Annotated in this window: 27 protein-coding genes and 6 pseudogenes; 21 read left to right on the top strand and 12 right to left on the bottom strand. The window is 61.3% G+C overall.

Features of this window, described 5'->3' with window-relative positions; translation table 11 throughout:
• Positions 1–128: 128 nt before the first annotated feature.
• Positions 129–343 (top strand): annotated as a pseudogene (locus AC1DIO_RS26080) (IS6 family transposase); the annotation flags it as partial.
• 5 nt (positions 344–348) lie between these two features.
• Here the strand turns inward: AC1DIO_RS26080 and AC1DIO_RS26075 are convergent.
• Positions 349–786 (bottom strand): annotated as a pseudogene (locus AC1DIO_RS26075) (transposase); the annotation flags it as partial.
• Positions 787–927: 141 nt separating this feature from the next.
• Here AC1DIO_RS26075 and AC1DIO_RS26070 point away from each other — a divergent pair.
• Entirely contained in the window at positions 928–1704 is a 777-nt protein-coding gene (locus AC1DIO_RS26070; RefSeq protein ID WP_476854304.1) for a DUF1796 family putative cysteine peptidase, read from the top strand.
• Between the two features lie 527 nt (positions 1705–2231).
• On the opposite strand, the gene AC1DIO_RS26065 is transcribed toward AC1DIO_RS26070, so the two are convergent.
• Positions 2232–2936, bottom strand: a complete 705-nt coding sequence (locus AC1DIO_RS26065) for an IS6 family transposase (protein ID WP_476854303.1) — start codon at positions 2934–2936, stop codon at positions 2232–2234.
• 57 nt (positions 2937–2993) lie between these two features.
• Between AC1DIO_RS26065 and AC1DIO_RS26060 the strand changes: the two genes are divergently transcribed.
• Positions 2994–3716, top strand: a complete 723-nt coding sequence (locus tag AC1DIO_RS26060; RefSeq protein WP_476854334.1) for an Abi family protein — start codon at positions 2994–2996, stop codon at positions 3714–3716.
• Between the two features lie 373 nt (positions 3717–4089).
• Here the strand turns inward: AC1DIO_RS26060 and AC1DIO_RS26055 are convergent, their stop codons facing one another.
• The 4 genes from AC1DIO_RS26055 to AC1DIO_RS26040 form a co-directional block, all read right to left on the bottom strand.
• On the bottom strand, positions 4090–4410 hold the full coding sequence (locus tag AC1DIO_RS26055) for a hypothetical protein (protein ID WP_476854302.1): 321 nt from the start codon (positions 4408–4410) through the stop codon (positions 4090–4092).
• Between the two features lie 39 nt (positions 4411–4449).
• Entirely contained in the window at positions 4450–4806 is a 357-nt protein-coding gene (locus tag AC1DIO_RS26050; RefSeq protein WP_476854301.1) for a hypothetical protein, read from the bottom strand.
• A 140-nt stretch (positions 4807–4946) separates the two neighbouring features.
• Positions 4947–5567: a recombinase family protein gene (locus AC1DIO_RS26045; protein ID WP_476854300.1), complete on the bottom strand. Its 621-nt coding sequence runs from the start codon at positions 5565–5567 to the stop codon at positions 4947–4949.
• A gap of 373 nt (positions 5568–5940) precedes the next feature.
• Positions 5941–6774 (bottom strand): metallophosphoesterase, encoded by an 834-nt coding sequence (locus AC1DIO_RS26040; protein WP_476854299.1) that lies wholly within the window; start codon positions 6772–6774, stop codon positions 5941–5943.
• 303 nt (positions 6775–7077) lie between these two features.
• Between AC1DIO_RS26040 and AC1DIO_RS26035 the strand changes: the two genes are divergently transcribed.
• From AC1DIO_RS26035 to AC1DIO_RS26005, 7 genes are all read left to right on the top strand, one after another.
• Entirely contained in the window at positions 7078–7419 is a 342-nt protein-coding gene (locus AC1DIO_RS26035) for a DUF2958 domain-containing protein (RefSeq protein ID WP_476854298.1), read from the top strand.
• A 106-nt stretch (positions 7420–7525) separates the two neighbouring features.
• Positions 7526–7780 (top strand): type II toxin-antitoxin system Phd/YefM family antitoxin, encoded by a 255-nt coding sequence (locus AC1DIO_RS26030; protein ID WP_089173402.1) that lies wholly within the window; start codon positions 7526–7528, stop codon positions 7778–7780.
• Complete coding sequence (locus tag AC1DIO_RS26025; RefSeq protein WP_476776442.1) at positions 7777–8031, top strand: Txe/YoeB family addiction module toxin; 255 nt, start codon at positions 7777–7779, stop codon at positions 8029–8031. Before AC1DIO_RS26030 ends, AC1DIO_RS26025 begins: the two co-directional genes overlap by 4 nt.
• Positions 8032–8125: 94 nt before the next feature.
• Positions 8126–8380 (top strand): hypothetical protein, encoded by a 255-nt coding sequence (locus AC1DIO_RS26020; RefSeq protein WP_476776441.1) that lies wholly within the window; start codon positions 8126–8128, stop codon positions 8378–8380.
• Positions 8381–8646: 266 nt separating this feature from the next.
• Positions 8647–9402 carry a metallophosphoesterase gene (locus AC1DIO_RS26015; RefSeq protein WP_476770977.1) on the top strand — a complete coding sequence of 252 codons (756 nt, stop codon included), beginning with the start codon at positions 8647–8649 and terminating at the stop codon, positions 9400–9402.
• A 76-nt stretch (positions 9403–9478) separates the two neighbouring features.
• Positions 9479–10573, top strand: a complete 1095-nt coding sequence (locus AC1DIO_RS26010; RefSeq protein ID WP_476854297.1) for an HAD-IA family hydrolase — start codon at positions 9479–9481, stop codon at positions 10571–10573.
• 285 nt (positions 10574–10858) lie between these two features.
• Positions 10859–11650 carry a metallophosphoesterase gene (locus tag AC1DIO_RS26005; protein ID WP_476770979.1) on the top strand — a complete coding sequence of 264 codons (792 nt, stop codon included), beginning with the start codon at positions 10859–10861 and terminating at the stop codon, positions 11648–11650.
• A 100-nt stretch (positions 11651–11750) separates the two neighbouring features.
• Here the strand turns inward: AC1DIO_RS26005 and AC1DIO_RS26000 are convergent.
• Positions 11751–11963 (bottom strand): annotated as a pseudogene (locus tag AC1DIO_RS26000) (phage integrase N-terminal SAM-like domain-containing protein); the annotation flags it as partial.
• A 187-nt stretch (positions 11964–12150) separates the two neighbouring features.
• On the opposite strand from AC1DIO_RS26000, the pseudogene AC1DIO_RS25995 reads away from it, so the two are divergent.
• The 5 genes and pseudogenes from AC1DIO_RS25995 to AC1DIO_RS25975 all read left to right on the top strand — a co-directional run.
• Positions 12151–12303, top strand: a pseudogene (locus AC1DIO_RS25995) (helix-turn-helix domain-containing protein); the annotation flags it as partial.
• Positions 12304–12453: 150 nt separating this feature from the next.
• The gene (locus AC1DIO_RS25990) at positions 12454–13122 is read left to right on the top strand and encodes an aspartate/glutamate racemase family protein (protein ID WP_476854296.1); all 669 of its coding nucleotides are present in this window, start codon (positions 12454–12456) and stop codon (positions 13120–13122) included.
• 206 nt (positions 13123–13328) lie between these two features.
• Positions 13329–14360, top strand: a complete 1032-nt coding sequence (locus AC1DIO_RS25985) for an ABC transporter substrate-binding protein (protein WP_476854295.1) — start codon at positions 13329–13331, stop codon at positions 14358–14360.
• A 37-nt stretch (positions 14361–14397) separates the two neighbouring features.
• The gene (locus tag AC1DIO_RS25980) at positions 14398–16080 is read left to right on the top strand and encodes an ABC transporter permease (protein WP_476854294.1); all 1683 of its coding nucleotides are present in this window, start codon (positions 14398–14400) and stop codon (positions 16078–16080) included.
• Entirely contained in the window at positions 16077–17147 is a 1071-nt protein-coding gene (locus AC1DIO_RS25975; protein ID WP_476854293.1) for an ABC transporter ATP-binding protein, read from the top strand. Before AC1DIO_RS25980 ends, AC1DIO_RS25975 begins: the two co-directional genes overlap by 4 nt.
• Positions 17148–17738: 591 nt before the next feature.
• Here AC1DIO_RS25975 and AC1DIO_RS25970 read toward each other — a convergent pair.
• Positions 17739–17948, bottom strand: a complete 210-nt coding sequence (locus tag AC1DIO_RS25970) for a hypothetical protein (protein ID WP_476769850.1) — start codon at positions 17946–17948, stop codon at positions 17739–17741.
• 353 nt (positions 17949–18301) lie between these two features.
• Between AC1DIO_RS25970 and AC1DIO_RS25965 the strand changes: the two genes are divergently transcribed.
• A complete protein-coding gene (locus AC1DIO_RS25965) occupies positions 18302–18598 on the top strand; it encodes a hypothetical protein (protein ID WP_441508957.1) in 297 nt (98 codons plus the stop codon).
• A 542-nt stretch (positions 18599–19140) separates the two neighbouring features.
• Here AC1DIO_RS25965 and AC1DIO_RS25960 read toward each other — a convergent pair.
• Together AC1DIO_RS25960 and AC1DIO_RS25955 are read right to left on the bottom strand one after the other, a co-directional pair.
• A pseudogene (locus tag AC1DIO_RS25960) lies at positions 19141–19545 on the bottom strand (DDE-type integrase/transposase/recombinase); the annotation flags it as partial.
• Positions 19520–21295 carry a PHA/PHB synthase family protein gene (locus tag AC1DIO_RS25955; RefSeq protein ID WP_476854292.1) on the bottom strand — a complete coding sequence of 592 codons (1776 nt, stop codon included), beginning with the start codon at positions 21293–21295 and terminating at the stop codon, positions 19520–19522. The pseudogene AC1DIO_RS25960 and the gene AC1DIO_RS25955, both read right to left, overlap by 26 nt.
• 396 nt (positions 21296–21691) lie before the next feature.
• Between AC1DIO_RS25955 and AC1DIO_RS25950 the strand changes: the two genes are divergently transcribed.
• On the top strand, positions 21692–22165 hold the full coding sequence (locus AC1DIO_RS25950) for a hypothetical protein (RefSeq protein ID WP_476854291.1): 474 nt from the start codon (positions 21692–21694) through the stop codon (positions 22163–22165).
• Here the strand turns inward: AC1DIO_RS25950 and AC1DIO_RS25945 are convergent.
• On the bottom strand, positions 22085–23110 hold the full coding sequence (locus AC1DIO_RS25945) for a class I SAM-dependent methyltransferase (protein WP_476854290.1): 1026 nt from the start codon (positions 23108–23110) through the stop codon (positions 22085–22087). The genes AC1DIO_RS25950 and AC1DIO_RS25945 overlap by 81 nt on opposite strands.
• A 175-nt stretch (positions 23111–23285) precedes the next feature.
• Between AC1DIO_RS25945 and AC1DIO_RS25940 the strand changes: the two genes are divergently transcribed.
• The 3 genes and pseudogenes from AC1DIO_RS25940 (at position 23286) to AC1DIO_RS25930 (ending at position 24334) form a co-directional block, all read left to right on the top strand.
• Positions 23286–23450, top strand: coding sequence for a hypothetical protein (locus AC1DIO_RS25940; RefSeq protein ID WP_476769845.1), 165 nt, complete (start codon positions 23286–23288; stop codon positions 23448–23450).
• Positions 23441–23620 (top strand): Mu transposase domain-containing protein, encoded by a 180-nt coding sequence (locus tag AC1DIO_RS25935; RefSeq protein WP_476769844.1) that lies wholly within the window; start codon positions 23441–23443, stop codon positions 23618–23620. Before AC1DIO_RS25940 ends, AC1DIO_RS25935 begins: the two co-directional genes overlap by 10 nt.
• A gap of 92 nt (positions 23621–23712) precedes the next feature.
• Positions 23713–24334, top strand: a pseudogene (locus AC1DIO_RS25930) (ATP-binding protein).
• Between the two features lie 26 nt (positions 24335–24360).
• On the opposite strand, the gene AC1DIO_RS25925 reads toward AC1DIO_RS25930, so the two are convergent.
• Positions 24361–24792 carry a transposase gene (locus AC1DIO_RS25925; protein ID WP_476833218.1) on the bottom strand — a complete coding sequence of 144 codons (432 nt, stop codon included), beginning with the start codon at positions 24790–24792 and terminating at the stop codon, positions 24361–24363.
• Between the two features lie 237 nt (positions 24793–25029).
• Between AC1DIO_RS25925 and AC1DIO_RS25920 the strand changes: the two genes are divergently transcribed.
• A partial coding sequence (locus tag AC1DIO_RS25920) for a hypothetical protein (protein ID WP_476854289.1) occupies positions 25030–25381 on the top strand: 352 nt, incomplete at its 3' end.

The raw sequence follows: 25381 nt of genomic DNA, 5'->3' as shown, positions 1-25381 counted from the left end.
CGAGTTTTTTGCCGGTGTTGTCACGTTAACTTCGGCGTGGCCGAAAGTGGTGTAGATGGGCTCGCGGGAGCCCGCCCTGTGTCAGCTACAGGCGCCATCGACTACCATCGGCGATCATCGCCCCTGCTATGTGGCTTTACTTTCGCTTTCCCCTGAGCCTTTGCCAGGTGGAGGAGATGCTGTTGGAGCTCGGTATTGCGGTCTCTACGAGACCGTGCGTTGGGCGTTGAAGTTCGGGCGGGATTGCGCCCACCGGCTCCGGCGGAAGAAAGGGGCCCGTGACATCTGGCACTTCGACGAGGTCGTCGTCACCATCGGCGGCCAGAAGCAGTGGCCGTGGCGCATCGCCCGATAGGTGAGCGCCACGACCGCTCCGGCCAGGCGCGGTCATCAGCCGCCGGCACACGGGATCCCGGCGAACCCATTCGAGCAGCATTTTGTGCACCCGCGCGAACTCCTGGCGCAGGACGCGCCGGACGGTGAGCAGCGGCCCCACGATCGCCGACAGAGCGGACATGCCTTCCACCAAGTTGTGGACGCGAGCCTCGAACCCGGCCGTGCCGACCACGCCGCCCTGAGGCCGAAGCTACGCAGCGTGCCGCGCAGGTCGAACTCTATGTCGAGCATCCTGCGCTGCAGGAGGTTCCGGCTGGTCAGCAGCATCCGCTTCTCCTCGCTCGCCAGCGTCTTGACGTGTACCGGTTTGAATGGGCCGACGCGCATCATCTGCGCGATGCCACCAGCGTCGTGACGGACCGACTTGTTGAGCTGTTGCGCCTTCAGAGCAGGTGAAGCGCACCAAGGCCCTCAACGAAAACGGCGCCGCCAGGCGGATCTGACGGGGCCGAGAAGATGTCCGATGCGGAAGGGTCCCGGCGCTCGACAGAATACCGATCATACATCAGGCTGCACCAGAGGACCAAAGTGATGTGGCCATTTCCGCGAAGCGCCGAACCAAAGCTGATCGTTGACCGCGTCATCAGCCTGGGGGCGCTGTGCGAAGTGGCATATCAAGCCAGGCGGCTGTCAAAGTCGAGCCGCGCCTACCCTTTCGACTGGTGGGATACTCCGTTCTCGGGCCTTCTCCGAGCCCTCGAGACAGGCTCACCCGAGGTCTTCTGCGTATCCCATATTTCCAAGCTGCCGATCGATGCTGGCTCGCTCCCCGCCTTTTATTCCAGCCTCTCCGGGACTGTTCATCAGCACGAGTTTCCCAGAGGCGAGAACTTTCTCGCGCTCGATKAGGTCGAAATCTCGCAGCGACTCCTGCCCAAATACAAAGCACTGCATGCGCGTCTCATCTCCGATTGTGCGAGCGGCACGACCTTATTTGTGCGGCAGCGCAAACCCGTCAATGACCCCGAAGGCGCAGATCTCGACGCTATGATCAGCGAACTTCAAAAGGCGCTTTCGGCGTTTGCGCCCGATTTCAATCTGCTTTTGGTCGACTACGATCCGATCGGCGCGGGGCCTTGGCTGCTCCAGGCGCATGTTCAGCGGCACCCGGACTGGACCGACCTCGGCTCGAATCGAGGCTGGGACGAAATGTTTCGCAGCCTTGGCATCGCCTGCCGCGGCACAGAGGATAAATTCCGTTTTGACGATCTTACCGAGACCTTTGCGAGGCCGTCGTCCATTCTAGCAGGCCTGCGCCAATCCTGGCAGAGGCGCCAGGAACTAAGGCGCCGGCGAGGTGCCGGCTGAGATCCGCACAGTGGGGCCAGAGCAAAAGGCCCGACTCGCGAGAAACCGGCCGGGCCTGAGTTTCAACCCAATCCGCCGGCACGTTAGACCGGCATGTTGGATCTCATCCAATCGCTGATGGCTTTGCCGGAGCCGGCGGACGCCCTGTCCGCCATCTCGACCCGCTAAGTAATTGAAGAGTTTGACTTTCATCCGATTCGACTGTGAAGCGGCATGCCGTTTGACCCCTGAATCGGCGCCCAAGGCTCACCCCATCAAATCGGCGGCAGGTTCCTGAATCGATTAGAGAATACTCGAGATACGCGGGGTCACGCAGGACGCCGATTCAGGGTCAAATTGGATGCCTATTCACACTTCCGACAAACCGCTGATAGACTTCGTCATGGACGGCACTCCTTCAGAGGGGTTGCTCAACGACAACCATCTTGGCACGGCCCCCTGAGAGCCAGATGCCGCCGCGGGCGCCGTCCACACCATCACGTTAACTCCGGCGTGCGCAAAGAGGTGCATTCGGCCTGGTGAGAGGCTCACGCGGTGACGCCGGCCACGGCTTTCCAGTGTGCCATGGCGCGCAGACGATGCAGATGGGTCGCCAGGGCGGAGCGACGGGACCGAGGCGGGACGAAGAGATTGCGGAGGGCGGAGAAGACGGCGACGAACCGCTGCAGGCCTCCCGGGGATCGAAAGCCCTGCATCGCCCGCTCTCGCTTTCGGAACGGCAGGTGCGAGTTCTCGGCCCGGTTGTTGAGACCCTTATGCGCGCGATGCTCGATCGCGGGCATGATCTGGCGCCGGGCGGCGGCATAGGAGCCGAGCTTGTCGGTGATCATGCGCCGGGGCGCACAGCCCTGCTTCTTCAAAAGACGCCTCAGCAAGCGCCGCGCTGCCTTGGTGTCGCGTCGCGTCTGCACGATCTCATCKAGGGTATAGCCGTCCTGATCCACGGCGCGCCACAGCCAGTACTTCTGGCCGCCGATGGTGACGACGACCTCGTCGAGATGCCAGATGTCGCGGGGTTCCGGTTTCTTCCGCCGGAGCCGGTGGGCGTAATCCCGCCCGAACTTCAGGGCCCAGCGACGCACCGTCTCGTAGGAGACGACGATGCCGCGCTCCAGCAACATCTCCTCCACCAGGCGAAGGCTCAACGGGAAGCGAAAGTACAGCCACACCGCATGGGCGATGATCGCCGGTGGGAATCGATGGCGCTTGTAGCTGATGGGCGGCAGGGTCATACCTGCGCATCTACACGGCTCCACGCCACGCAGCAGTTAACGTGACAACACCAGCGCCTGCGGATTTACTTTCTCAGCCGACGCGACCTGACCCTACCTCATCGGCCCTTCCGGCCCGGGACCACCTATCACCATATCCTTCGCTTGTATCAGTGCGACATGGAAATTCGCTCCGCCTGCTTTGCCGCAGTCGGCACTTTCGAGTTGCTCTTTCGCAACGCGTTGTCAGAAGCATTGAGCCAGGCCAACGGTAGTCACCCGTACTACGATCACTCCTTGTTCAAGGATGCTGCGGCCAATCTCGAAGCTCTTCGATATTTCATCGGTGTGTTCGAGAAATCGAAGGATCAGCGGGCCAGACATTATAAGCAGCGCTATGGCGCGCCTGTCTTGCCCCCGATCTGGACGATAAAGGAATTTCTGACCTTCGGAGCCGCTTCACGGCTCTATCAGTGCCTGGAAGGGTCTGTTCGCACGGCAATCGCGCGGCAGTTTGGTGTGGCATCAGATGCGATATTCAAAGATTGGGTCGAATGCCTTGTCGATCTTCGCAATATATGCGCTCACCACGACCGCCTCTTTAATCGCCGCTTCCAAAAACAGCCTCCGAATTACAGGCGAGCCGGAGTGCCGACCGCTTCCGTGCACACGCTCAAGGCTATCCTGGAATGCCTCGATCACCTCTTAGACTCGGCCGGCGCAAGCGCGCACATAACCAACAGGGTCGAAAGGATCATCCGGCGGTTTCCTGAAGTGCAGTTATCGGAAGCTGGTTACTGACGGTAGCTTCGCCGGGTTTCACCGCCGAAAGGGCATCGATGCCCCTTGGGGATCCGGAAAGACGCATTTCATCCGCGAGTATCTAAAGCAGCGCTATCCGGACAAATTGGGCGAGGCTCGCCCTTAATTGTTGGCATCCCTATTTGGGGCTCGCATGACTGAAGATCTGGACCGGCAGATAAGCTCCCAACTATTCAGTGCGTCCGACCGAGAGACCGGCGCGTTTCTGTCGTAAGCCATCACCGCGGGCGCGGCGTGGCTGAAGGCGGATAAATTAGCCTCGGACTTGTCGGAGAAGCGGCCATCTTGGAAGGCTCTCGCCGCGCAATATGTGCGAGTGCATTGAAGTCGCCGGCTGCCATGGATCGCGCGTTCATTCGTCACCCTCGACTACAACACCTTCGCCGATGTTTCGGCCTTCCCAGAGGTGGAATTTTCGGGCTTCACGAATAGCTCGCGCCCCATCGGGGCTGAGGAAAACAAACCCCAATCGGCGCGTTTCGCCAGGATGCATCCACGTCTCGTCGAGCATTAGACGGGCATCCCAACCATCCGAAGTACCTGCGGGAATGCAGGGGCAGCCATAACCCGGCGCGATGGGTCCGAGACGACCACCCGCGGCGGTCGTGTAAAGCCGCACGTCCGCGATGAGTTGTGGGCGCATGGTCTTCAATCGCTTGGCCAAGTCCTTCATAGCGATCTCCCGCTCTTGCGTGCGACGGTGTCCCCCGGATCAGAAGACAATGTATTTGCCGCAGCCGCCGATCTGCCCAGATTCATACGGGCCAAGTACGGAGAGGATTGCCAGTTGTGCCCCGTCCTCAAACGTCAGGTTCAGGCGAAAATCGGCGCTTGTCAGCGAGCAAATGCGTTTGCCAACGAGCCGATGAAGTTTCGTGGCCGGCGCTTGCGCAGCACCGACTATGAAGTTCCATGCCGTCCCATCCGGCTCAATGTGCTCAACGGTGTGTTCGGACGTAATAGTGCTTTGCTCGAACTGAAAGGTCACTGAAAAGGGGCCAAAATATACCAGCTGGAGGGTCTCCCCGATCAGATGCTCAATTTCGGATGTCGGCGGAAACTTGTCCATGCCGTAACGATGACCGATGTTTATCGTCCAATCAATCGAGGCGGTTTACGATGGATCATGACGGAGAGATCGTGGCCATCTCGGCTAGACCGGGGCCTTGTTGTTTCTGCGGGGAAGCCATCCGTGAGATTCGATGAGCTTCACAGTGAAGTTGGCCACTTTCCGCGCGTTCGAGGCGCCGCTACCGAAAGAGCTTCACGGATCCGCATGACGGTCTGACGGCTCACGTTGTAGTGCTTCGCCAGCGGCGCCACCTTTTGTCCATTTTGCAGTGCGGATTGAATTTCGGCGCGCTGCGAGGAGGTGAGGGCGGTAGGCCTTCCGAGTTTCCTTCCCTCTGACTTCGCGCGACGTAGTCCGGCATTGGTCCTCTCGATGAGAAGATCCCGCTCGAATTGCGCGACCGCGTTTATGACGTTCATGGTCATCTTGCCGGCCGGGCTCGCGAGGTCGACCCCTCCCAGCGCCAGGCAATGAACCCGGATACCAATTTCCTCGAGCCTATGTACGGTCGAGCTGACGTCGATCGTATTTCGGCCGAGGCGATCCATTTTAGTGACAATCAGAATGTCGCCGCGCTCGAGTCTATCTAGCAGGCGGGTGAATCCTGGACGTGCTGAGATCGCCACGCTGCCGGAGACCGTGTCGGAGATGATCCGGTGCGGCTCGATCCTAAAGCCGGCGGCCTCAATTTCCTGAACTTGGTTCTCGGTGGTCTGGCCGTTGGTGGAGACCCGGACATAAGCGAAGGTGCGAGACATGGATTTCCGTCCGAAAAGGGTAGGGCGAGAATCGGACATGTCCGGAATTATCGCAAGCTAAAGCACTCATGGTGGGGAAACCCGCGCGCAATAGTGGGGAAACCCGCGCGCTTCAGGGGGATACCTGAGCGTTGATCAGTTGAGGGCAGATCGATTTCGAGCGAAAATGCTGCGATTCCGTCGAAATTGCCGCCGTGCGACGCTGATATTTAGGTCGGCGGGCGTCTTGAGGCATAGATTCCAGGCTTAGTGGGGAAACCCGCGCGCCTTGGCAGGATCGGGCGCTGCGATGAATCCGGCTGCCGAGATAGGGAAGGCTACCGGATCAATCTGGCATTCGGATGTGATGAGGCCAGCGTCGAGCCTATCGGTCTTACTCGTCGATTGATCCGAGCCCATAGCACCAACTCCTCCGAGATGTGTAGTCGCGACTCGTGCCGCCGAGCCAGGACAGGTCATCGAGCACCGTCCCCAGCCCGCGGTCGTTCCGAACCGGCTCGACTTCCACGACTGATTGACGGTCACCGTCGGTCTGGTGAAACKAGAGGTCCCCCGCTTCCTGGTCGATCACAAGCACCGAAAGCCTACCCGACCAGCACGCAGCGGTGTCCATGGAGATTCGATTTTCGGTGACCATGGGACGCCCCTCTTCAATGACCGAATGGCCGTGCACGATGACGCGATCCAGTCTGCCGTGATGGGAAAAGAACGGTTCCTTGATCCACATCAGGTCCTTGGCGCTCTGGTCACCCAGCGGGACGCCCGGTCTGATCCCCGCATGCACGAACGCGAACGGTCCGTCGTCGATCATCAACGAGGAACGCCGGAGAAGCCCGAGGTGGCTCGAATGATCTTCAAGGATCAGCCGCCTCGCCTCGTCGACGTCGAGATTCGTGTAAGAGTCGAGGGTCTCCATTCCGCCGTTGTGAAACCAGGTGCGGACTTCGCGCCGATCACCCTCGAGGTAGCGGAGAAACCAGTCATCGTGGTTTCCGCGGAGGAATACCGACGTCGGATGGTCTGCAAGAAGGCGACCGACAACGTCGAGGCACCCCTTGCTGTCATGGCCACGATCGACGATGTCGCCGAGGAGCACAATCCGGGGCGGCCTTCCCCTGTGCGCGGCGTCGCGCTCCACGAAGTCGAGGATAGCCTGAAGCAGGTCGKAGCGACCGTGCACGTCGCCGATGGCGTAGGTGAGAGGCATGATAATCGATCGCTATTGGACATTATCTCCAACTTGCGGAGATTAGACCAGAGAATCGCCGCAGAATTTGCGGAGATTGAAGAGGCGGCCCGGTTATTACCACTTTCGCAGGAATGGTAATAACAACCGGTTCGACAGAAGCCCTGCCACCAAAAGTTTGCAGCTGCAAACTTTTGGTGCGAACGCCGCCGGCATAGAGCGACCGCAGTCGATGCGCACAGGCTGGGGGCGCCGCTCATTGTTTGCAGCTGCAAACTTCTTGGCGAGCTCGGGCTGACTTCCTCGGCGAGGTAAACCCCATAAATGACAAAGGGCCCGGAAATGATTGCGATCTCTCAGGAGATTCAGGAGGCATTGACTTCGAATTGGCATCGGAGCCGCCAGGACAAGAGTTTTGATCCGACGCCGGTGTTGAAGCTATTCCTGCCATGGGCGCCGGTTACGTGGCTCGTCTCTGAAATGAACCCGCGCGATCGAGACAGCCTATTTGGGCTCGCAATTTTTTCGGATGAGGCGGAGCTCGGCGACTTCAGTCTGGCCGAGATTGCTGCGCTGGAAGGTCCAGCAGATCTCCGCGTCGAGATCKATCAGCACTGGCGGGCTCAGAAGACGCTAAACCAGTACTTGGCCGAGCACTCAGCCTAGCTGCCGGCGATTTGCAGCTTCAAACTAGTCCTGGCCGGTCGGAGGGCGGTGGCCCGACCGATCGCACCGCGCTTGCTTAACGTACGTAATTGAGTACAATAGCGAGATGCGAACAACGTCCTACACCGACCTGCGAAAGAACCTAGCCACCATGCTCGACAGGGTGACGGAGGATCATGCGCCAATGCTCATCACCAGGGACAAGGGAAAACCTGCGGCGGTGCTGATGTCGCTCGAAGATTACGCCTCTTATGAGGAAACGCGCTATCTCCTCCGGAATCCGCGCAATGCCGACCGGTTGCTCAAGGCCGTAAAGGAGCTCGATGAAGGCAAGGGAACCGAGCGCGTCCTTGCCGAATGAAGCTCGTTTTCCACGAACAGGCCTGGGAGGATTACCTGCATTGGCAGGCGACCGATCCCAAGCTCCTGGTCCGGCTCAACGGGCTCATCAAAGAATGCATGCGCACGCCATTTAATGGCACCGGCAAGCCGGAGCCGTTGCGCGGTCCGCTGTCGGGCTGGTGGTCGCGACGGATCACACAGGAGCACCGCTTGGTCTATCGGCCGAGTGAGGGCGGTCTAATGATCGCGCAGTGCCGATATCACTACTGATGGCGCGTCCGCGAGGGCAGGTAGACGGGCCCGTGATACCTAAGAATGTATAAAGTGGAACGATACGCGCCTGAGAGTTAGGGGTCATCTGGCAGTGATCGACAAGAAGTCCATCCACCGGCTGTCTAAGCAGTTTGGCGCGCCTCAGAGCGAATTGGTCAAACTGATCGACGATATTACTAAAATAGTTGTTGAAATGCGGGGCTCCAAAAAAGAAGCCATAAACTGGTTCAAGAACCAACCTATTCCGGGGTACTCAGGGAAAACAGCGTACGATCTCGTTTGCGGGGGTGAAGCAAATCTCGTTCTAGAATATTTAGAGGCGGTGCGTGCAGGGGTATATGCATAAACCTGCTGATGGAGTGAATTACCCTTACAGAGATCATTCAATCATCGCGGCCTCCGTCAAAAGATTGGGCGATTTCAGACGATCGTAGTGCCTCTTTTACGCCGACTGTCGCGGCGCGTTGTAAAAACTCGGCCCGTTCAAGACCCTCAAATTTGGCAGACCGATCAATGCGAGTGAGATCCTCTGCGGAGAATCGTAGCTCGATTGTCACGGGTATGCGTTCGGTGGCGGGATCTTCCAAGCAATCACCATGAGAGAAGAGCGCAGTGAGAATCTGGATTCTATCCGATTTGCATCTTGAAGGGTTCCCATTTCCTTCGGCATTCGCTCCTCCCCGTCCGGCGTTCGATGTCCTGGTGTCGGCCGGCGATATTTGGCAGGGGAATATCCCGGCCGGATTCCAATTCCTGCGCCACCTGGCCGGAGACAGGCCCGTCATTGCAACGCTCGGCAATCACGAGCATTGGCGAGGCGAACCGAGTGCGACGATCGCCGCCGCTCGGCGCGCTGCCGAAGCCAATGACATCTCACTGCTCGAGGGCGACGCAACCAACCTCCAGGGCGTGCAGTTTCTCGGCGCTACGCTCTGGTCCGATTACAGTCTGGCAGGAGCCATCGATGCTACAATGCCGACTGGTGAGGACATTCGGTTTCGCGACGGAACGGGGGAGCGTCCCTTTCGCGTTCAGGATGCTCAGCAGCTGCATCACTCAAGTCGCGAGTGCTTGCGACATCTCATAGACCAGGAGACCTCTTTCCCTCGCGTGGTTGTAACTCATCACGCTCCGCACCCTGCCTGCGTAGCGCCGGCCGACACCGGAAAATGGATCGCCGGAAACTGTGCGTCTGACCTATCCGAGCTGACGGATTCTGGCTGCGCCGAGATGTGGGTGCACGGCCATGTTCATCACAGCATCGACATGCGCCGGCCAGGCGGAACACGGATCCTCTGCAATCCAGCCGGAGCCTTGTTCTCCAATTCGGCGTTTGACGAGAGCCTGGTGGTCGAGGTCGCCAACTAAGCCGGGTCGGTTCGAACTTTGACGTCCGCAAATCAGCTATTCTGTCTCCTCTGAGTGGCAAGCTGGGAGCACATTGATGGAAAGGTCACCTGAGGAACGAGCTCGCGTAAGCGCGCCGGCACTCCGCACGTTCTTGAACATCGCGGACCGCTGGGAATTGTCCTCGGCCGACCGGCTCGCGATTCTGCAGTGCGACGCGGCTCAGTTTCACGACTGGTCGACCATCGCGCGCACACACGGATCACTCGTCCTTGAAACTGCTGTCCTGATGCGGATCTCTGCGCTTCTGGGTCTCTATGCGGATCTGCAGCATCTTTTCGCATCACCGGATCAACAAAGGGATTGGCTGTTTGATGACCATAAGACGGCGCCATTCAACGGGCGGACAGCCCTGGATCTTCTAAGCGGCACACTCGACKACCAGCTTGCTGTGCGGAGCTACGTCGCAGCGATTAGATGGGGTGCGGGGATCGCGCCAAACGCGGTCGACGAGAACTTCACGCCATACACAGAGGCAAATCTGATCTGGCAGGACGCTACGCCGCAGATCCAGGCTGTCTGCTTCGATGGGTTCGGGACACTTGTGGAAATTGAAGACAAGCGCTGGCCGTTCAGAGCACTCATCGGCAGTGCCACTTCATCGAAGGCGGCAACCCAAGCGCTGACAACTCCGATGAGCCTGCGCGATCTTGCCCAGGATCTTGCGACGATCACAGACGATGCGCGGCTTGCCGAGTTGGAGGCTGACTTGTTGGCGGAAACCGCCTCGACACGGCTACGACCGGGAATCGATGCCATTTGGAACACCTTGGGGCAGCTCGGATTGAAAATTGGCGTCTGCTCCAATCTCGCTGCACCATACGCGAACGCTTTGCTCGATTGCCTGCCTGGTGCGCCGGATACGGTCGTTCTGTCGTTTGAGGTCGGCCTGATGAAACCTCAAGCCGAGATTTATCGGCTCGTTTGCCAGCGGCTCAATTTGGAGCCGCATCAGGTTCTTTTCGTCGGGGACAGCATCGAGGCAGACGTAATAGGCCCGCGGAAGGCTGGATTGTTCGCAATGCACATTGACGAATTCGAATCCGGACTTGCTCAGGGAACGGCGCCCGGGGCTCCGAAACCTGTCAACGAGCTCCTTGAACGCGCCGCGGTTGCGCCGAGCCATGTTTGAATGCGCGTGCACGTGCGTGCTTTATGACGCGATCTAACGCGTCATAAAGCGTTCGAACGCGTGTAGGCGCTACAGGAAAGCTTTCAGATTGCGTCATAACGCGTTCGAGCGCGTGTGGACGCTACAGGAAAGCTTTCAGACTGCGTCATAAAGCGTTCGAACGCGTGTGGACGCCGCAGGCTGCAGCTTGCTGGGTCCAAGCGCATCGCGTAGCGCTCCTCGGCGTCAGGCGGCTGAAGCGAGGCGCATTCCGCCAACAATGCCAGATAGATGAGGAAGGGCAGGATGCGCCTTTTGGTGATTTCCGATATGCATCTCGAATTCGGTCCGTTCCTGTTCGCCAAACCGATGCCGGAGTTTGATGTCGCGGTCTTCGCCGGCGATGTGCACAAGCCGATCAGTGCTGCGCTCGAGTGGATGGTGGAGCAGCGGGAAGCCGGGCCGCTCCGTGACCGCGAAATCGTCTACGTCGCTGGCAACCACGAGTTCTACAAGAGCGAGATGAAGGGCAGCCTGGCCGCTGGAAGCGACCTCGCTGACAAGGTCGGCATCCATCTACTGCATCGCCGCACCGTTATGATCGGGCAGGTCCGCTTCATCGGCTGTACGCTTTGGACGGACTACCGCCTTCTCGGGACGCCCAAGCCGTCGATGGTCTTTGCCGGGCAGGAGCTGAACGATCACCGCCTTATCCGCTACCGGGAGGAAAGCGGTCACTACAGCCGCTTTATGCCGTGGCATGCAGCGGCTGAGCATCGGCTCGATCTGGCGTTCATCCGTAGCGAGCTAGGGAAGCCGCACGATGGTCCTACGGTAGTGGTCACGCACCACGCGCCACACCCGCAATCGGTTCAACCGAGGCACCAGGGGAGCGAATTGTCGCCGGCCTTCGTATCGGACCTCGGCGCCCTGATCGAGGAATACCAGCCTGAGCTCTGGATCCACGGCCATGATCATGGGTCACATGACTACAAGGTCGGTCGGACGCGCATCCTGGCCAATCAAGCTGGCTACCCCAACCGCAATGGCGATCGCGAGAATCCATGGTTTGATCCCGGCTGTGTCGTCGAGGTTTGATCAATCCAAGGGCTATGGGCGCTCGTGCTGACAGTGCCTGTCGCCGCGACGTGACGATCTGGAGCGCCATCCGGTCGCCGAAGCCGGTCCGGCCCAGCGTGACATGGAAGAAGAAGCGCAGCGCCGTGCAGGCCTGGTTCATCCGCGAATAGCTCGCACCGAGCGAAGCCAGGTGAAGCTGATAGCGCCGCAGATCTTCCGGTTCGGCCCGGTCGGGCGAGACGCCCAGAAAGGCCGTGAACGCGCGGACCTGCCGAACATAGTCGCGCTGCGTGTGCTCACCGAACTGGCGGATGGTCATGTCCTCGATCATCCGCTGGCGCAGCGGGTTGACGGTGACGGGATCCGTCATGGAGGCCTCTGTGGCTGCCGGATCAAAACTCMTCAGAAGCGCCGTTTGATTTCTCCCCAGTTTAGCGCGCCGCCGGTCTCCCGGGGCGCGCCCCGGGAGACCGGCGGCGCGTCATCACCGATGCTTCTCCGTCGGGAGAGGGATTTCGGTGATCAAGCTMGGGGAGATGATGATGATCCTGGATCTTCATCGGCAGGGCCTGTCGGTGTCCGCGATCGCCAAGGCGACAGGTGCCGACCGCAAGACGGTGCGCAAATACATCGCGCGGGGACTGGAGCCGCCTGCTCGTCGGGAACCGCGCCTTGGTCGATATCCCGGCCGGGACCGCGATAACCTATGACATGATCGAGGAGCCCGCAGCCTCGCCGCTCTGGAGCCTGAGACGGCGGCAGGACCAGACCTTTCTGACGCAAGGTGAGGCCGTTTCTGCCCCCACGCTGGAACAGGTGTGATGGCAGCTCGCCCCCGGATCGTCCTGTTTCACGCGACGCCCGTCGCGATCGAGCCTGTGATGTGGGCGATGGCGCGGCTGTGGCCGGAGGCGGAACCGGTGAACCTGCTGGACGACAGCCTGACGACAGACCGTGCCAGGGATGGGGCGGATCTGTCTGAAGGGCTGACAGAGCGCTTCGTCGATTTCGGCCGCTATGCCCATCGCATCGGTGCCGACGGCATCCTTGTCACCTGCTCCGCCTTCGGCCCGGCGATCGAGCGCATGGCGCAGACGCTTCCCATTCCGGTGCTGAGGCCCAACGAAGCCATGTTCCGCCGCGCCATCGCCACCGGTGGCCGTGTCGGAATGCTGGCGACCTTCGCGCCTGCCGTCTCCACCATGACCCGCGAGTTCGAGGCCTTCGTGATGGAGGCACGGGCTGCGGCAACGCTCGATACGATCGTCGTCGACGACGCCATCGCCCTTTTGAACAGGGGCGACGCCGACAGCCACAATCGCTTGGTCGCCGAACGCGCGCGCGATCTGGGCGGCCACGACGCGATCATGCTGGCGCATTTTTCGACCTCGCGCGCGGCCGTCGCGGTGCGGGCAGTCGTCGATGTTCCCGTGTTGTCGGCCCCGGACGCGGCCGTTGCCCGAATGCGCGAGTTAGTCAAAGGGGGCTGATGCCGTTTGCCCCCCGCCGGGCCGCTTTCCGATGAAGACCGAAGCCAAGCAGCGCTATCTCGAGACCAAGACCTGATATCCCGCAGATCAAACATGGGGCTCCGATCAACGAGGGTTCCCGACCAAGGAGGAGATGCAAATGCCCGGCTTTTTTAAAGACGACCTGTGCCGCGATGGCCCTGGCTGCTTTCGCGGAAACAGCGGCGGTGGCTCAAACGACATCAACCACCTATCCGGCCGCCTACGCGGACGTGGTGGCGGCGGCGAAGAAGGAGGGCAAGGTCGTCGTCTACTCGCCGACTGATTCCGGGCAGGCCAACGCGCTCATCAGTGCGTTCCAGAAGAAATATCCCGGCGTCACGATCGACTATAACGACCTCTCGAACACCGCGATCTACAACCGCGTGGTCAGCGAGTTCGCGGCAAAGCAGGTCGGTGGCGACGTGGTCTGGTCGGTCGGCCTCGATCTCCAGGTTCGCCTTGTCGAGGATGGCCTCGCGGAAAGCTATGTGTCGCCCGAGGCGCCGAACCTGCCAGGCTTCGCGAAGTACAAGGACGCCGCCTATCTGACCTCGATCGTGCCGGGCGTGATCCTCTACAACAAGAAGCTCGTGCCGGCACCGATGGTGCCGAAGAACCTAGCCGACCTGACCCGGCTCCTGAAGGAGCATAAGGAGGTCTTCCAGGGCAAGGTCGCAAGCTGGGATCCGGAGAAGTCTGGGCAGGGCTATGTCGCCATGCAGGACGACATGCGCCACAATCCCGGCTTCTGGGCCTTGATGTCGGCCTTTGGCGAGTCCGGCGGCAAGATCTACTCCAATTCCGGGCAGATGCGCGAGAAGGTGGTGTCCGGAGAGGAGATCATCGCCTTCTACGTCAATGGCGCCTACGCGACCGAATGGGTGAAGGCCAATCCGACGCTGGGCATCATCTATTCCGACGAACGCACGAGCGCTGTCTCGCGTGCGGCGCTGATCGCGAAGAACGCGCCGCATCCCAATGCAGCCAAGCTCCTGATCGACTTCATGCTCTCCAAGGAGGGGCAGAAGGTGATGGGTGAATCGGGACTTCCCTCTGTGCGCAGCGACGTTGACGGCGTGCCCAATTTCAAGAGCCTGAACGAGCTMGCGAATGGCAAGCTGCAGCCGATCGCGCTCGATGCTGCGCTGCTCGAGAATCTCGATAAGACCAAGCGCGCGGATTTCTTCACCCGCTGGAAGCAGGCGATGCGCCGCTGAGCGGCGCCATCACGCCAAGGCAGAGAAGGACTATTTCATGCGTGCCAGGGGCGATGCCTTGGGTTTTCGCGGGATCACGATCGGCCTGCTCGGATTGCTGGTTCTCGCCCCTGTCGGGCTCATAATCTACCAGAGCGTTCTCGACGGTCCGTTCTTCTACGCGACCGCGGGATTCAGCTTCTCGTCCTATGCCTATGTCTTCGCCGACCCGGATTTCTATCGGGCGCTGTGGACGACACTTGCTTTCGCCGTCGGCCTCGTCGTCATCGCGGTGCCGCTCGGGGCGGCGCTCGCCTTCCTGCTGACGCGCACCGACATCAAGGGGCGTGCCTGGATCGAGCCCGTCGTGCTGGTGCCGATGTTCCTGTCGGCCCTGGTCCTCGGCTTCGGCTACACCGTCTCGGTCGGGCCCTCGGGCTTCGTCTCGCTCGCGGTGCAGGATGTGCTGGGTTTCGTGCCGTGGAATATCTACGGGCTGCCGTCGCTCATCGTCATCGGCGGCCTGAGCCATGTGCCTTACGTCTATCTCTATGTCTCATCGGCGATGCGGAACCTTCCGGCCGATCTGGAGGAGGCGGCGCGCACGATGGGCGCCGGCCTGCCGCGGATCGCGCTGGAGGTGACGCTGCCGCTGGTCCTGCCGGCGCTGGTCTACAGCGCGGCGTTGAATTTCCTGCTCGCCTTCGAGAGCTTCGGCCTGCCGCTCGTCCTCGCCGATCCCAGCGGCGTGCTCGTCCTGACGACCTATCTCTACAAGCTCACGACACTGCTCGGCGTGCCCTCCTATCACCTGATGGCGGCGGTCGCCGTGCTGCTGCTGATCGTCACCTTGCCGCTCGTGGCGATCCAGCGCCGCCTCCTCGACCGTTCGCGCCGCTATGCGACCGTCGGTGGCAGGGGCGGCCGGCCGACGCGGATCAAGCTCGGGCGCGCGGGCCAGGTCGTCGCCCTCTCCCTGATCGGGCTGTGGCTGCTGATCTCGGTCGTCCTGCCCATCAGCGGGATTGCGGTTCGGGCCTTCGTCGACTCCTGGGGGCAGGGCGTCGATCTGCGGGAGCACCTGACGCTCGCGAATTTCCAGCAGCTGTTCCGGATCTCCAGCCTGTCGCGCGGCCTCGTCAATACCGGGCTGATCGCGGTTGTCGGCGGTGCGATCGCGGTTGCGGTCTATCTCGTCGTGGCATTGGCGGGGCATCGGAATACGAGCTTTGCCGCGGTGGCGCTCGACTACATGATCCTGCTGCCACGGGCCTTGCCGGGGCTCGTCATCGGCCTCGCATTCTTCTGGCTGTTCCTGTTCGTGCCGTTCCTGTCGCCGTTGCGCGCGACGCTGGTGAGCCTGCTCGTCGCCTATGTCGTGGTCGGCCTGTCCTATGGCCTGCGCCTGATCCAGAGCACGCTGCTCCAGGTCTCGCCCGAGCTCGAGGAAGCGGCCCGCACCAGCGGGGCGAACCTGCGGCGCACCTGGACCGAGGTGGTGATCCCGATCGTCCGTCCCGGCCTCTTCGGCGCCTGGGCGATGATCATGATCATCTTCCTGCGTGAATACGCGACGGGCGTCTATCTCATGACCAGCGGAACCGAGGTGATCGGGTCGCTGATCGTCTCCCTTCTGGCCAGCGGCGATCTCGCCACGATCGCTGCCCTGTCCCTGATCAGCGTCACCTTCACGGCCCTTGGCCCGGCGGTGGCCTTCCGCTTCGGAGCCTATGCCAAATGACGGATCTGCGCGTCGAGAACATCGAATTGAGTCTCGGGGCGACCCCGGTCCTCAAGGGCGCGACCTTCGAGGGGCGCCGCGGCGAGATCGTCGCCTTGCTGGGCGCCTCCGGCAGCGGCAAGACCACGCTGCTGCGGTMGATCGCGGGGCTCGAACACCCGTCAAAGGGACGCATCACCATCGGGGGGAAACCTGTCCTCGATGTCGAGCGCCGCTTCAGCCTGCCGCCGGAGCAGCGCGATATCGGACTCGTCTTCCAGTCCTATGCGCTCTGGCCGCATCGCACGGTGGCGGAGAATGTCGCCTTCGGCCTGAAGCTTCGCGGCGTTGCGGCAGCCGACATCGGCCGGCGTGTCGCCGAGATGCTCGGGCGGCTCGGGCTCGGACATCTGGGCGAGCGCTATCCGTTCCAGCTATCGGGCGGGCAGCAGCAGCGCGTCGCGATCTGCCGGGCACTGGTCTACGAGCCGCGTGCGATACTGCTCGACGAGCCCTTGTCCAATCTCGATGCGAAGCTGCGTGACGAGGCCCGCTATTTCATCCGCAAGCTGATCCTTGACCTCCAGCTCTGTGCCGTCATCGTGACGCATGACCAGAGCGAAGCGCTGGCGATGTCCGACAGGGTGATCCTGCTCAAGGACGGCGCCATCCTTCAGGAGGGAACGCCGATCGATATCTATGAGAACCCGCGCAACCGCTATGTCGCGGAGTTCCTCGGCGCGAACAACCTGCTTCATGGCGAGGCGCGTACCGGGCCTGGCGGGGTGACCTCCATTCATGGCGCAGGCTGGCAGCTGGCCGGCTCCGCGCAGGACGGGGTGACCTCTCAGGCCGCGGTCGCGGTCGTCCGCGTCGACAAGGTGCGGGTCGCCGATGGCCCCGGCCAGAATCGCGTTCCGGTCGAGATCGAAGCCAGCATCTATCTCGGGCAGCACTGGGAATACCGGATGTCGCTGGGCGGCGCGCATCTGCGTGCGTTCGGGCCGCACCCCATCGCTCCCGGGCCTGCCTGGTGCGAGTTTCCGGCCGAGAGCGTGTGGATCTTCGCCGACCGCGCGTCGGCCTGACCCCAGCGTTCAAGCAGGCCGCTTCCAGTGCCGGACGAGCCGCGCGCGGCGAAGGGAACACTGTAGCCAAAGGACGGAAAATGAGATGAAGATTGCAAGCATCAACGCCGTTCTCCCAGTTGACCAAACATCGCCCAGGGACCTCCTTCCCGGCACACGTCGAACGGCTCCGAGAACCGTCAACTGCTTGAACGCCTCGCGATCAGCTGCTCCGATCTCATGCAGATCCTCCGGAACGCATCAGCAAACTGCCTCAAAGGTTACCGCGATCTCGATGGACCCAAGCGTGGCATCGCTTGCTCTCCGAGGACCGTCGCATCAAATGCATCCATCAGCTCGAAGTCGTTGCCCCCCTCCGGAGCTCCTGAATTTMGCGAGCCGCTTGCGATGATTCCTCACACATTGCGCTAAGTCCCCAGCAGCCTGCCGGAAAGCGGACGTCGCCAGCGTCAACAATGGGGCATCCTTCACCGTTTGGCGGGCTGCCGCGAACGTCTTACTTGGGTCGATCCTGGCCTTTCGATCTCGGTCCGAAAGCTGATTCGGTCGAGCCCTTCAACTCGGTTGCTTCCCTCGTATCCTCGCAACTGATCAATCCGGCGCCCTCGGCAGCACGCCCACGACCGCCCGCCCGCGCTCAGTTAGAGCGTAGGTGCTAAAGCCCGCCCACGCTGGCGCGGGCGCCCATTCGATCAGACCCTTGCGAATCAGTTCGTCGCGCGACTTGCTCGGCCGCAAATCGACGCGGCCGGTGTCTGGCCGAAACAATTGCAAAATCCAGATTTCATCGCGCGTCAGCATCCGCCTTCGGTCCACTCTCGGCGAGCGCCTACCAGCAATTTCGTTAGCGGAGCATCGAGCGCCGCGGAGGACTTGCTACTCCGGAGACCCCTCGCTCCGAAGTTCCTGTCCTAACGGGGCGTATCGACCGGCAACTGGCCGGTGTCTCCCACACCTCAGCGGGTGCGCACCGTGCGGAAATAGCTGGCGACATCACCGCCTCTGCCGGCCCACGAGGTGCATAGATTCCAGGCGACATCGCCGCTCGATCCGACATACTGGATATCGGTCTCGAGACCTAAACCAGCACATGAGTCGCCTGCGCCGCCTGCTGTGGATATCGTCACATCAATACAATCGATAGAGGCATCGGTATGGAGATCAATCCGATCTTTAAAGTCATTGACCCCAACAACGTGGCCGAGATCCTCGCAGTCGGTCCCTACAACTGCTCCTGTGCCGGTGGGCTCACAACCTTAACATTCACCCATGTCCAGCTAGATGCCGCCGCACTGTTCCAGTCTACGCCTGCCATGGAGCAGGTCGCGGTGGTTCGTGCTCGTATCGTTCTTCCAACGGAGAGCCTCCGGAATCTTCGTGATTCCCTCAACCAATTAATAGCTGGAGCTGATGCGCAGAACTCCCCCGGATACTCGGAAAGCGCAAATTGACCAAAGCAATCAGTTGCGCAGTCTGGTCCGACTGACCTGGCTTGCGATTGTCCAGAGGTCTCAGTCCGCTGTAATCCAATACTTACCCGGAAAACTTGACGCCGATGCGTCCAGGTGGGGGCGTTGAACTTGCTTCAGCGCTAGCGGTGGCGGGGCTGAAGTCCACGCCGCGTATGGGGCCATAGTCAGTCCCTAGCTATGAGCGCGAAAGCGCGAAGCGAAGAGCCGCACGCCATGGTGTGTGCGAGCCCACGGATTAGGGTATCTGGCTTCACGGCTGGGCGAGGAAGGCTCAAGTTGGCGCCCGGAACTAATTCGGCCAGATTGGATCAAAGGGCGGAGGGATGATCCGCCGAACGTGATCTGCAAGTATTTGAAATTACATTTTAAAATCCGATGCGATGTTCCGTATCCCAGCATTTGCCCCAACGCAGATGACATTCCGGGCCGAGCGCGCCGCCTTTCGAACCTTCGGACAGCTAGCTGTCGTTTCCAAGAAGGTTGTTCAGTCTTGTCCATGGCGACTTTCCGCCGAGGGCTCAGTGAGGGCGGGAGAGGTTGTAGTTGTCGGCCCATGGTCCGATGGCGGCCTGGCGCTCTGCCGAGCTCTGATAGGGTCTTGCATAGGCCCATTCGCGCAGGCTGGTCTGGATGAAGCGCTCGGCCTTGCCGTTGGTTCGCGGGGTGTAGGGCCGGGTGCGGAGATGGCGGGCGCCGGCCTTTGCGAGCGCGGCTGCGAAGAGCTTCGAGCGATAGGCCGAGCCGTTATCGGTCATCACCCGTTCGACCGTGGCGCCGAGACGGCCGAACCAGGCGAGCGCGCGTTCGAGGAAGGCCGTCGCGTCGTCCCGGTCGAGGCTTGGCAGAACTTCGACGAAAGCCAGCCGCGAGGCATCGTCGATCGCGACATGGAGGAGCCGGTCAGCCTGCCCGAACGTAGCTTCCAGGTGCCGGTTCGATCGGTTTCAGCCCGCCGGTACCGGGCCGGTAGGCGGGAACCTCCTCGGCGCCACGATGGGCCTCCATCCAGGCCAACCAGTGAGGCCACCACGACCCCTCGTGTTTTTCGGCGCCAGCCAGCCACTCCTGCGGGCTTTCGGGATAGTCGCTCCGTGTCCAGTAGCCATACTTTGACCGATTGCCCGGCGGATTGATTACCCCCGCGATATGGCCTGAGCCCCCCAGCACGAAGGTCGTCTCGCCGCCCAGAAGCTGCGTGGTTGGATAGATCGAGGTCCAGACCGCGATGTGGTCTTCCTTGGTGGCAAGCACGTAGAAGGGAACGTCGCTCTTACCGAGGTCGATGGGCGTACCGTCCATGGTCAAATGGCCGGGCTTTCGCAAGCCGTTCTCGATATACATCTTTTCCAGGTACCACAGCAGCATCGCGGCGGGCAGCCGAGTACTGTCGCTGTTCCAGAACAGTAGATCGAACGCGGGCGGCTTGCGGCCCATTAAATAGTTCATCACATGGAAAGACCAGATCAGGTCGTTCTCGCGAACCATCGAGAACATGTCCTGCAGGTGATGGTTTTCCAGGTAACCATTCTCAGCCATGTGCTCGCGCAGAACCTGAAGGCGGTCGCGGTCGATGAAGACGCCAATCTCGCCCACATCAGTGAAATCGACCATCGTGGCCAGGATCGTCGCTGTCGCGACACGCTTGTCGCTGCGCGCCGCCATCCAAGCCATTGTGGCCGCCACCAGGATCCCGCCGATGCAGAAGCCGAGGATGTCGAACTTTATTTCGCCGGTCGCCTTACCCATCACGTCCAGCGCCGCGAGTGGGCCGAGGCGCATGTAATCCTCGAAGCTCAGATGGGCGTGCGCACTCGTGGGATTCACCCACGAGATCAGGAAGACACTGTGGCCCTGCGCCAGCATGTAACGGACCATGCTGCTGTCCGGCTTCATGTCGAATATGTAGTATTTGTTGATCCAGGGCGGCACGAAGAGCAGCGGGCGCTTATGCTGCATCTCCGTCAGCGGCTCGTAATGGATGAGCTGCATCAGTTCGTTTTGCCAGATCACCTGGCCGGGTGTCGACGCCAGATCGCAGCCGACGTGGAAGGCTTTGGGGTCGTGGGTGGCGATGTCGAGCCTCCCCTCTCCGCGTTCCAGATCGTCCAGCAGGTTGCGGAATCCATCTAGCAAGCTGCGTCCTTCAGTTTCCAAGAAACGGTCACGCGCCGCCGGGTTCAACGCCAAGTAGTTGCTGGGCGAGAGAGCGCTGAGCAATTGCCGGGTATAGAAGCGGACGCGCAGGTTGTTCTTGCCGTCATGGGGCAGCGACCCGAGAAACTTCTCAGCCGCCCGTTCGATTGCCAGGTGGACGTCGCGCAACCCTCGGCTGAACGGTTCCGAACTCCAGCGACCGTCGCGGAAGCGTCGGTCACTGCTGTCCTCGCCCGGGCCGGACCAAGCTTCGAGCCAGGCGCTTGAGGCGTCCCTCCACAAGTTTATCTGGAATTCGGCCAGCGCCCAGGGATCTTTCAGGAGTTGCAGCGCCACCTGGGTGTAGGCGTTGGCTACCGTCTTGGCATCGACCACTGAGTAATCCTGCCCGGCAGCTTGTGCGACCGCCTTGGCGTGGCTCCACAGCGAAAGATCCAGCGCGCGCTGCATCAGCCMGACGAATTCGGCGGTTTGGTCGGCCATTCTCGACTGGTCCATCCCGTTCCCCTTGTCCACAGCCATGCTGCGCTCGGAAGCTTCTGCCTCAGTGCGAACAGAGTGGCAGAAAGTGCCCGATCGAGCGCGGCCCCGAATTCAGTTCATCAAGAATTCCTAGTCGGCCTCCTCGAGTTACTTGGGCGGCAGGGTGGCGCAATATCGGGGCGAAAATACAGGGACGTTTCATCAGAGGCCCGCGGGCTCCCAAGCTCAGAGGAGTCCGCGGCAATCTCGCCTCGGTGGCGGCGGGCTCGTCGGAGATCGGCGAATCGACGCAGCGCTGATGCCACTCATTGCGCCGCCTTCAATGCGCCAGTGATCCGGGAGCTATTCGTTCGTCTTTATTGGCACCTGGCCCTGCTCCATCACCAATGGACTGCGGGACAAGCCTCCGATGCGATCACGATCTTCGATCAGGGTATGGTCCAGGCGGTGGCCTCGCTCATCCTGCTCAGCGGCATAACCGACCGCGACCCTGTCGCACGCGCGCTCGACATCGTGCCGAAACCGGACCTGCTCATCCGCTTCGAGGCGCCACGCCCCCTCCTGGAGGTGCGCCTTCGGGATCGCTGGCAGAAGATCGGTCCGCTTCAACGCTACTTCGAAATCGATCTGCAAGGCAGCCTGGACCATGTGGACCATGTCGATCTGATTTCGGACATGGTCAGCGCACGCGGGCTCCCCATGAGCCGCATCAGCAGCATCGATGCCCCAAGCCGCAATCTGTCGATCGATCGGATCACCACCGAGGTGCAGGCCAGGATCCGCTGTCGCGGAGGAGCCTACAGCACGCGGTTATCCGGCGCTCTCACATTAAGGCATCGGCCCGAAAGGCGGCTTGCTGTTTTCGCGCGATGGCGAGGGCTCGGTGCTTCCATATTCTATCACGCCTGAGGACGCACTGCGTAGCATKCCGAAATAGTGGGAACGAAAGGCGGGGACGAGGGCCAGCGTCGGATAGAGCGGGTCTGTGAGTGTGCCGAGCCGGTAGGCGATGGGAGGAAGCAGCGTTTTCGAGGTCAGCTCAATCTCGAAATCAGGAAACAGGTCCTGGATGCGGCGCCGTGTCATGGCCCTGACATTGCGGTTCCAGGGATTGGGATAGCGCAGGTCATACCAGATGATCACTCCGTCCGGCGTCAGGACGCGGGTGATCTCGCGCGCTACGTTACTGGCCATGCCGGGGCTCAAGATCGAGGAGAACACCGTGAAAACCAGGATGAAATCGAAACGCTGGTCGGGAAACGGCACGTGCTCGGCATTCGCTTCCGTGAACGATACGTCCGGGCATTTCCGTTTGGMGGTTGCGAGGCTTTCCGGGAGCAGGTCGACCCCGAACAGACGGTCGTTGGGAAAGCCGTAGCGCTGCAACTGGTGGATCAGATCCCCTGTCCCGCAGCCCAGATCCAGGACCCGATAGCGCTTGAGGGGAGGGGTCGTTTCGCGATCAAGCAACCGGTACAGGGCGATATCGCGATCGCGCACCATGCGCAGGCGTCCGGGGCGTTTCTCCTTCTCCGGGTTTACGCGATCCCTGTCCGCATATTTCGCATAGGCGGATTTGAGGCGATCGACCTCGGCCGCCGTCGTGTGATCGCAGACATCGTCAGTGTGTGGACGCATTTGAACGACCGGCATTGCAATCTCCCAGGCTGAATCGCCGATTGCCTCTCGCCAGCAGATGCGCTCGGGGCCATGCCACCCTTTCCAGGCGTGGGGATCAATTGGAACCCTACCGACAACACAGCGAGCGGGACGACCGAACCGGCATCGTGCGTACCCATCGAGGCCTGGTCGCCGCCGAGCTCGAGCTCCCGCCTCATCCGGCCAGACGGTCATCGAGACGCCTGCGAGAGTTTGGAGGCCGCGACGCCCACGGTCGGCATCCAGGTCGCACGCTATGCGAGGGCTCCATTTGCCCGGGGCTTCGGTTTCAAAGGTCAGCTGCGCCCAAGCGAGCCAAGACTGTCTCTGGTAGGCGCGAGGCAAAGGCTCGACATCCTCCGAATGGAGGATGACCCGGCATTTCCAGGCCGTCCGAGTGAACATTCTCCCGTGGCACCGAGACGCCGTCCTGGCGCAATCGCTGCTGGCTTCGTTCATGCGAAGGATGATCAAGGCGGTCGCCGAATGTGCGGTGGCGATCGACGCCAACACCTATTCGGTGCCGTGGCGCTGATCGGCCAGCGGGTCCGGGTCACGGCCGGCGATGAGATCGTGCGCATCCATCATGGCGGGCGGGAGGTGGTCAACCATGCCGAGTTAAAGGGGCGTCATGGCCGGATCGTCGACGATGCTCATCTGGCCGCCTTAGTCGGAACGGCCGAGTGGCTCGTCTCGCTCCGCTAAGATCACTTCCGGATCGACGAGGCCGGCCGCCGCGAACTCAACGATCCGGGAGGCGCTGACGCTGTTTTGCGAGCGGGAGGTCGTGCGCTGCGATCAGCGCCGGATCGACATGTCCTTCGGGCTCGCGCGCTTTCCCTACGTGCGCGATCTCACCGGACTTCGACTTCGGGGCACACTTCTCGCTCGACAAGGCGCAGATCCGCGAGATCGCTACGGGACGATTCATCGCCAATGGCGAGGCGGTCCTGCTTCGGGGCCCGCCGGGCGTGGCCAAGACCCATCTGGCGGTCGCGCTCGGACGCGAAGCCATCGTCACAGGCTACTCGCTTCACGCCGGCGACGACGTTGGTCGCGCAACTAGCCAAGGCCTATGCCGAGGGGCGCCTCGAGGAGAGGCTCAGCCACTACGCCAAGCCGAAGCCACTGATCGTCGTTGAACGTGGCTATCTGCCGTTCGAGCTCGACGCCGCGCATCTGTTCTTCCAGCTGGTCAGCCGTCGTTAAGCTGGGCGCGATGCCGGTAACCTCCAACCGGGCCGTCAGAGAATGGGGCTCGGTCTTCGGCGATCCGATCGTGCGACAGCTATCCTCGATCGGCTCCTGCACCACAGCCACGTCATCACCATCCGCGGAGACAGCTATCGGCTCCGTGAAAAGCGTCGCAGCGGCCTTTTGCAAAAGGCTGCTGCGACGCATCAACCCGCAACCTCCTGAGAGGAAACGGCTTGGGGGTCAGTTCTTTATGACGGAATGGGGTCAGTTTCGGATGGCGGTGGACAGCATCGAATTTCTCGCGCGGTCAGCCGGCTCGAGTAACATGGGGCCGGCGGTCCACCTCTAGTGCAGCACGCCCGCGAGAGCTTGCGGGCCACCGCGACGATCACGCGCCTGCGGCCCTTCAGCCGGGAAAGCCGCGCGCCGAACTTGCGCAGTGGCGACGATTGTCCTCGACCGTTCATGATCGTGTTCGCGGCCAGGAACAGCGCCGAGCGCACCTCGGCATCGCCGGCTTTCGATGTCCGCCCCGGGTTGTCGCGCTCGCCTGACTGGTCGTGGTGCGGCGTGAGCACGAAGTGGGCCGCCACTGTTTTTGACCGCCGGAGCCGTGTCGGATCGTAGACGGCGGCCTTGAACGTCAATGGTGCGATGGAACCGACGCCTGACAGCGTCATCGCCCGCCTGGTTGCGGCACCGAGAGAGCCGAACGAACCGGACCATGGTCGCAGGTTTCGCTGCCACGCCCTCAGACCAAGGTCGGAGGTTTCGGCCCCAATGGGCACAGACCAGCGGCCCCCCAAAGGCACGCGCTGGTCCCGAAAATACCGTGACCTTGTCCTCTAACCACCTATACGTTGGTGGAGTTAATGTGCCCCTAATATTAATCCGCGTTTTGCAATTTGGGGTCCATCATGGCTTCGAGCTTTGTTGTCAATCTCGCCGATCTGAACAAGATTCTTGAGCAGATCAAGGTTGCAGAGCGTAACGTTGCGGGTGAAAGTCTTGTCGATATTATCGGTCAAGATGCATCCTTGCTGCCAATCGGCCTTAGAACGGTCGATGGCAGTAACAATCATCTCCTGCCAGGTCAGAGCCAGGCCGGCGCTGCGGACGAAATCTTCCCGCGGCTGCTGACCCCGACCTACATCAATGATGCCGATGGCGACATGATGCCGCTCGGCCCCCCCGGAGCACCGGTCGTCACCAATACMAATTACGACCCCACCATCACCACCTCGAGCAACCAGCCGGGTGTGAACGTCC

The sequence above is a fragment of the Allobosea sp. 05T439 genome (assembly GCF_056396005.1).
Note: the sequence above shows the minus strand (reverse complement) of the source record. Positions and strands in the feature narration are given on the sequence as shown.

Coding starts and splice junctions, on each gene's coding strand:
- AC1DIO_RS26055 (WP_476854302.1), bottom strand. CDS start 4,410: ATGAAGGACTTGGCCAAGCGATTGAAGACCATGCGCCCACAACTCATC.
- AC1DIO_RS26050 (WP_476854301.1), bottom strand. CDS start 4,806: ATGGACAAGTTTCCGCCGACATCCGAAATTGAGCATCTGATCGGGGAG.
- AC1DIO_RS26045 (WP_476854300.1), bottom strand. CDS start 5,567: ATGTCTCGCACCTTCGCTTATGTCCGGGTCTCCACCAACGGCCAGACC.
- AC1DIO_RS26030 (WP_089173402.1), top strand. CDS start 7,526: ATGCGAACAACGTCCTACACCGACCTGCGAAAGAACCTAGCCACCATG.
- AC1DIO_RS26025 (WP_476776442.1), top strand. CDS start 7,777: ATGAAGCTCGTTTTCCACGAACAGGCCTGGGAGGATTACCTGCATTGG.
- AC1DIO_RS26005 (WP_476770979.1), top strand. CDS start 10,859: ATGCGCCTTTTGGTGATTTCCGATATGCATCTCGAATTCGGTCCGTTC.
- AC1DIO_RS25990 (WP_476854296.1), top strand. CDS start 12,454: ATGGCAGCTCGCCCCCGGATCGTCCTGTTTCACGCGACGCCCGTCGCG.
- AC1DIO_RS25980 (WP_476854294.1), top strand. CDS start 14,398: ATGCGTGCCAGGGGCGATGCCTTGGGTTTTCGCGGGATCACGATCGGC.
- AC1DIO_RS25970 (WP_476769850.1), bottom strand. CDS start 17,948: ATGCTGACGCGCGATGAAATCTGGATTTTGCAATTGTTTCGGCCAGAC.
- AC1DIO_RS25965 (WP_441508957.1), top strand. CDS start 18,302: ATGGAGATCAATCCGATCTTTAAAGTCATTGACCCCAACAACGTGGCC.
- AC1DIO_RS25950 (WP_476854291.1), top strand. CDS start 21,692: ATGGTCCAGGCGGTGGCCTCGCTCATCCTGCTCAGCGGCATAACCGAC.
- AC1DIO_RS25940 (WP_476769845.1), top strand. CDS start 23,286: ATGACCCGGCATTTCCAGGCCGTCCGAGTGAACATTCTCCCGTGGCAC.
- AC1DIO_RS25925 (WP_476833218.1), bottom strand. CDS start 24,792: ATGACGCTGTCAGGCGTCGGTTCCATCGCACCATTGACGTTCAAGGCC.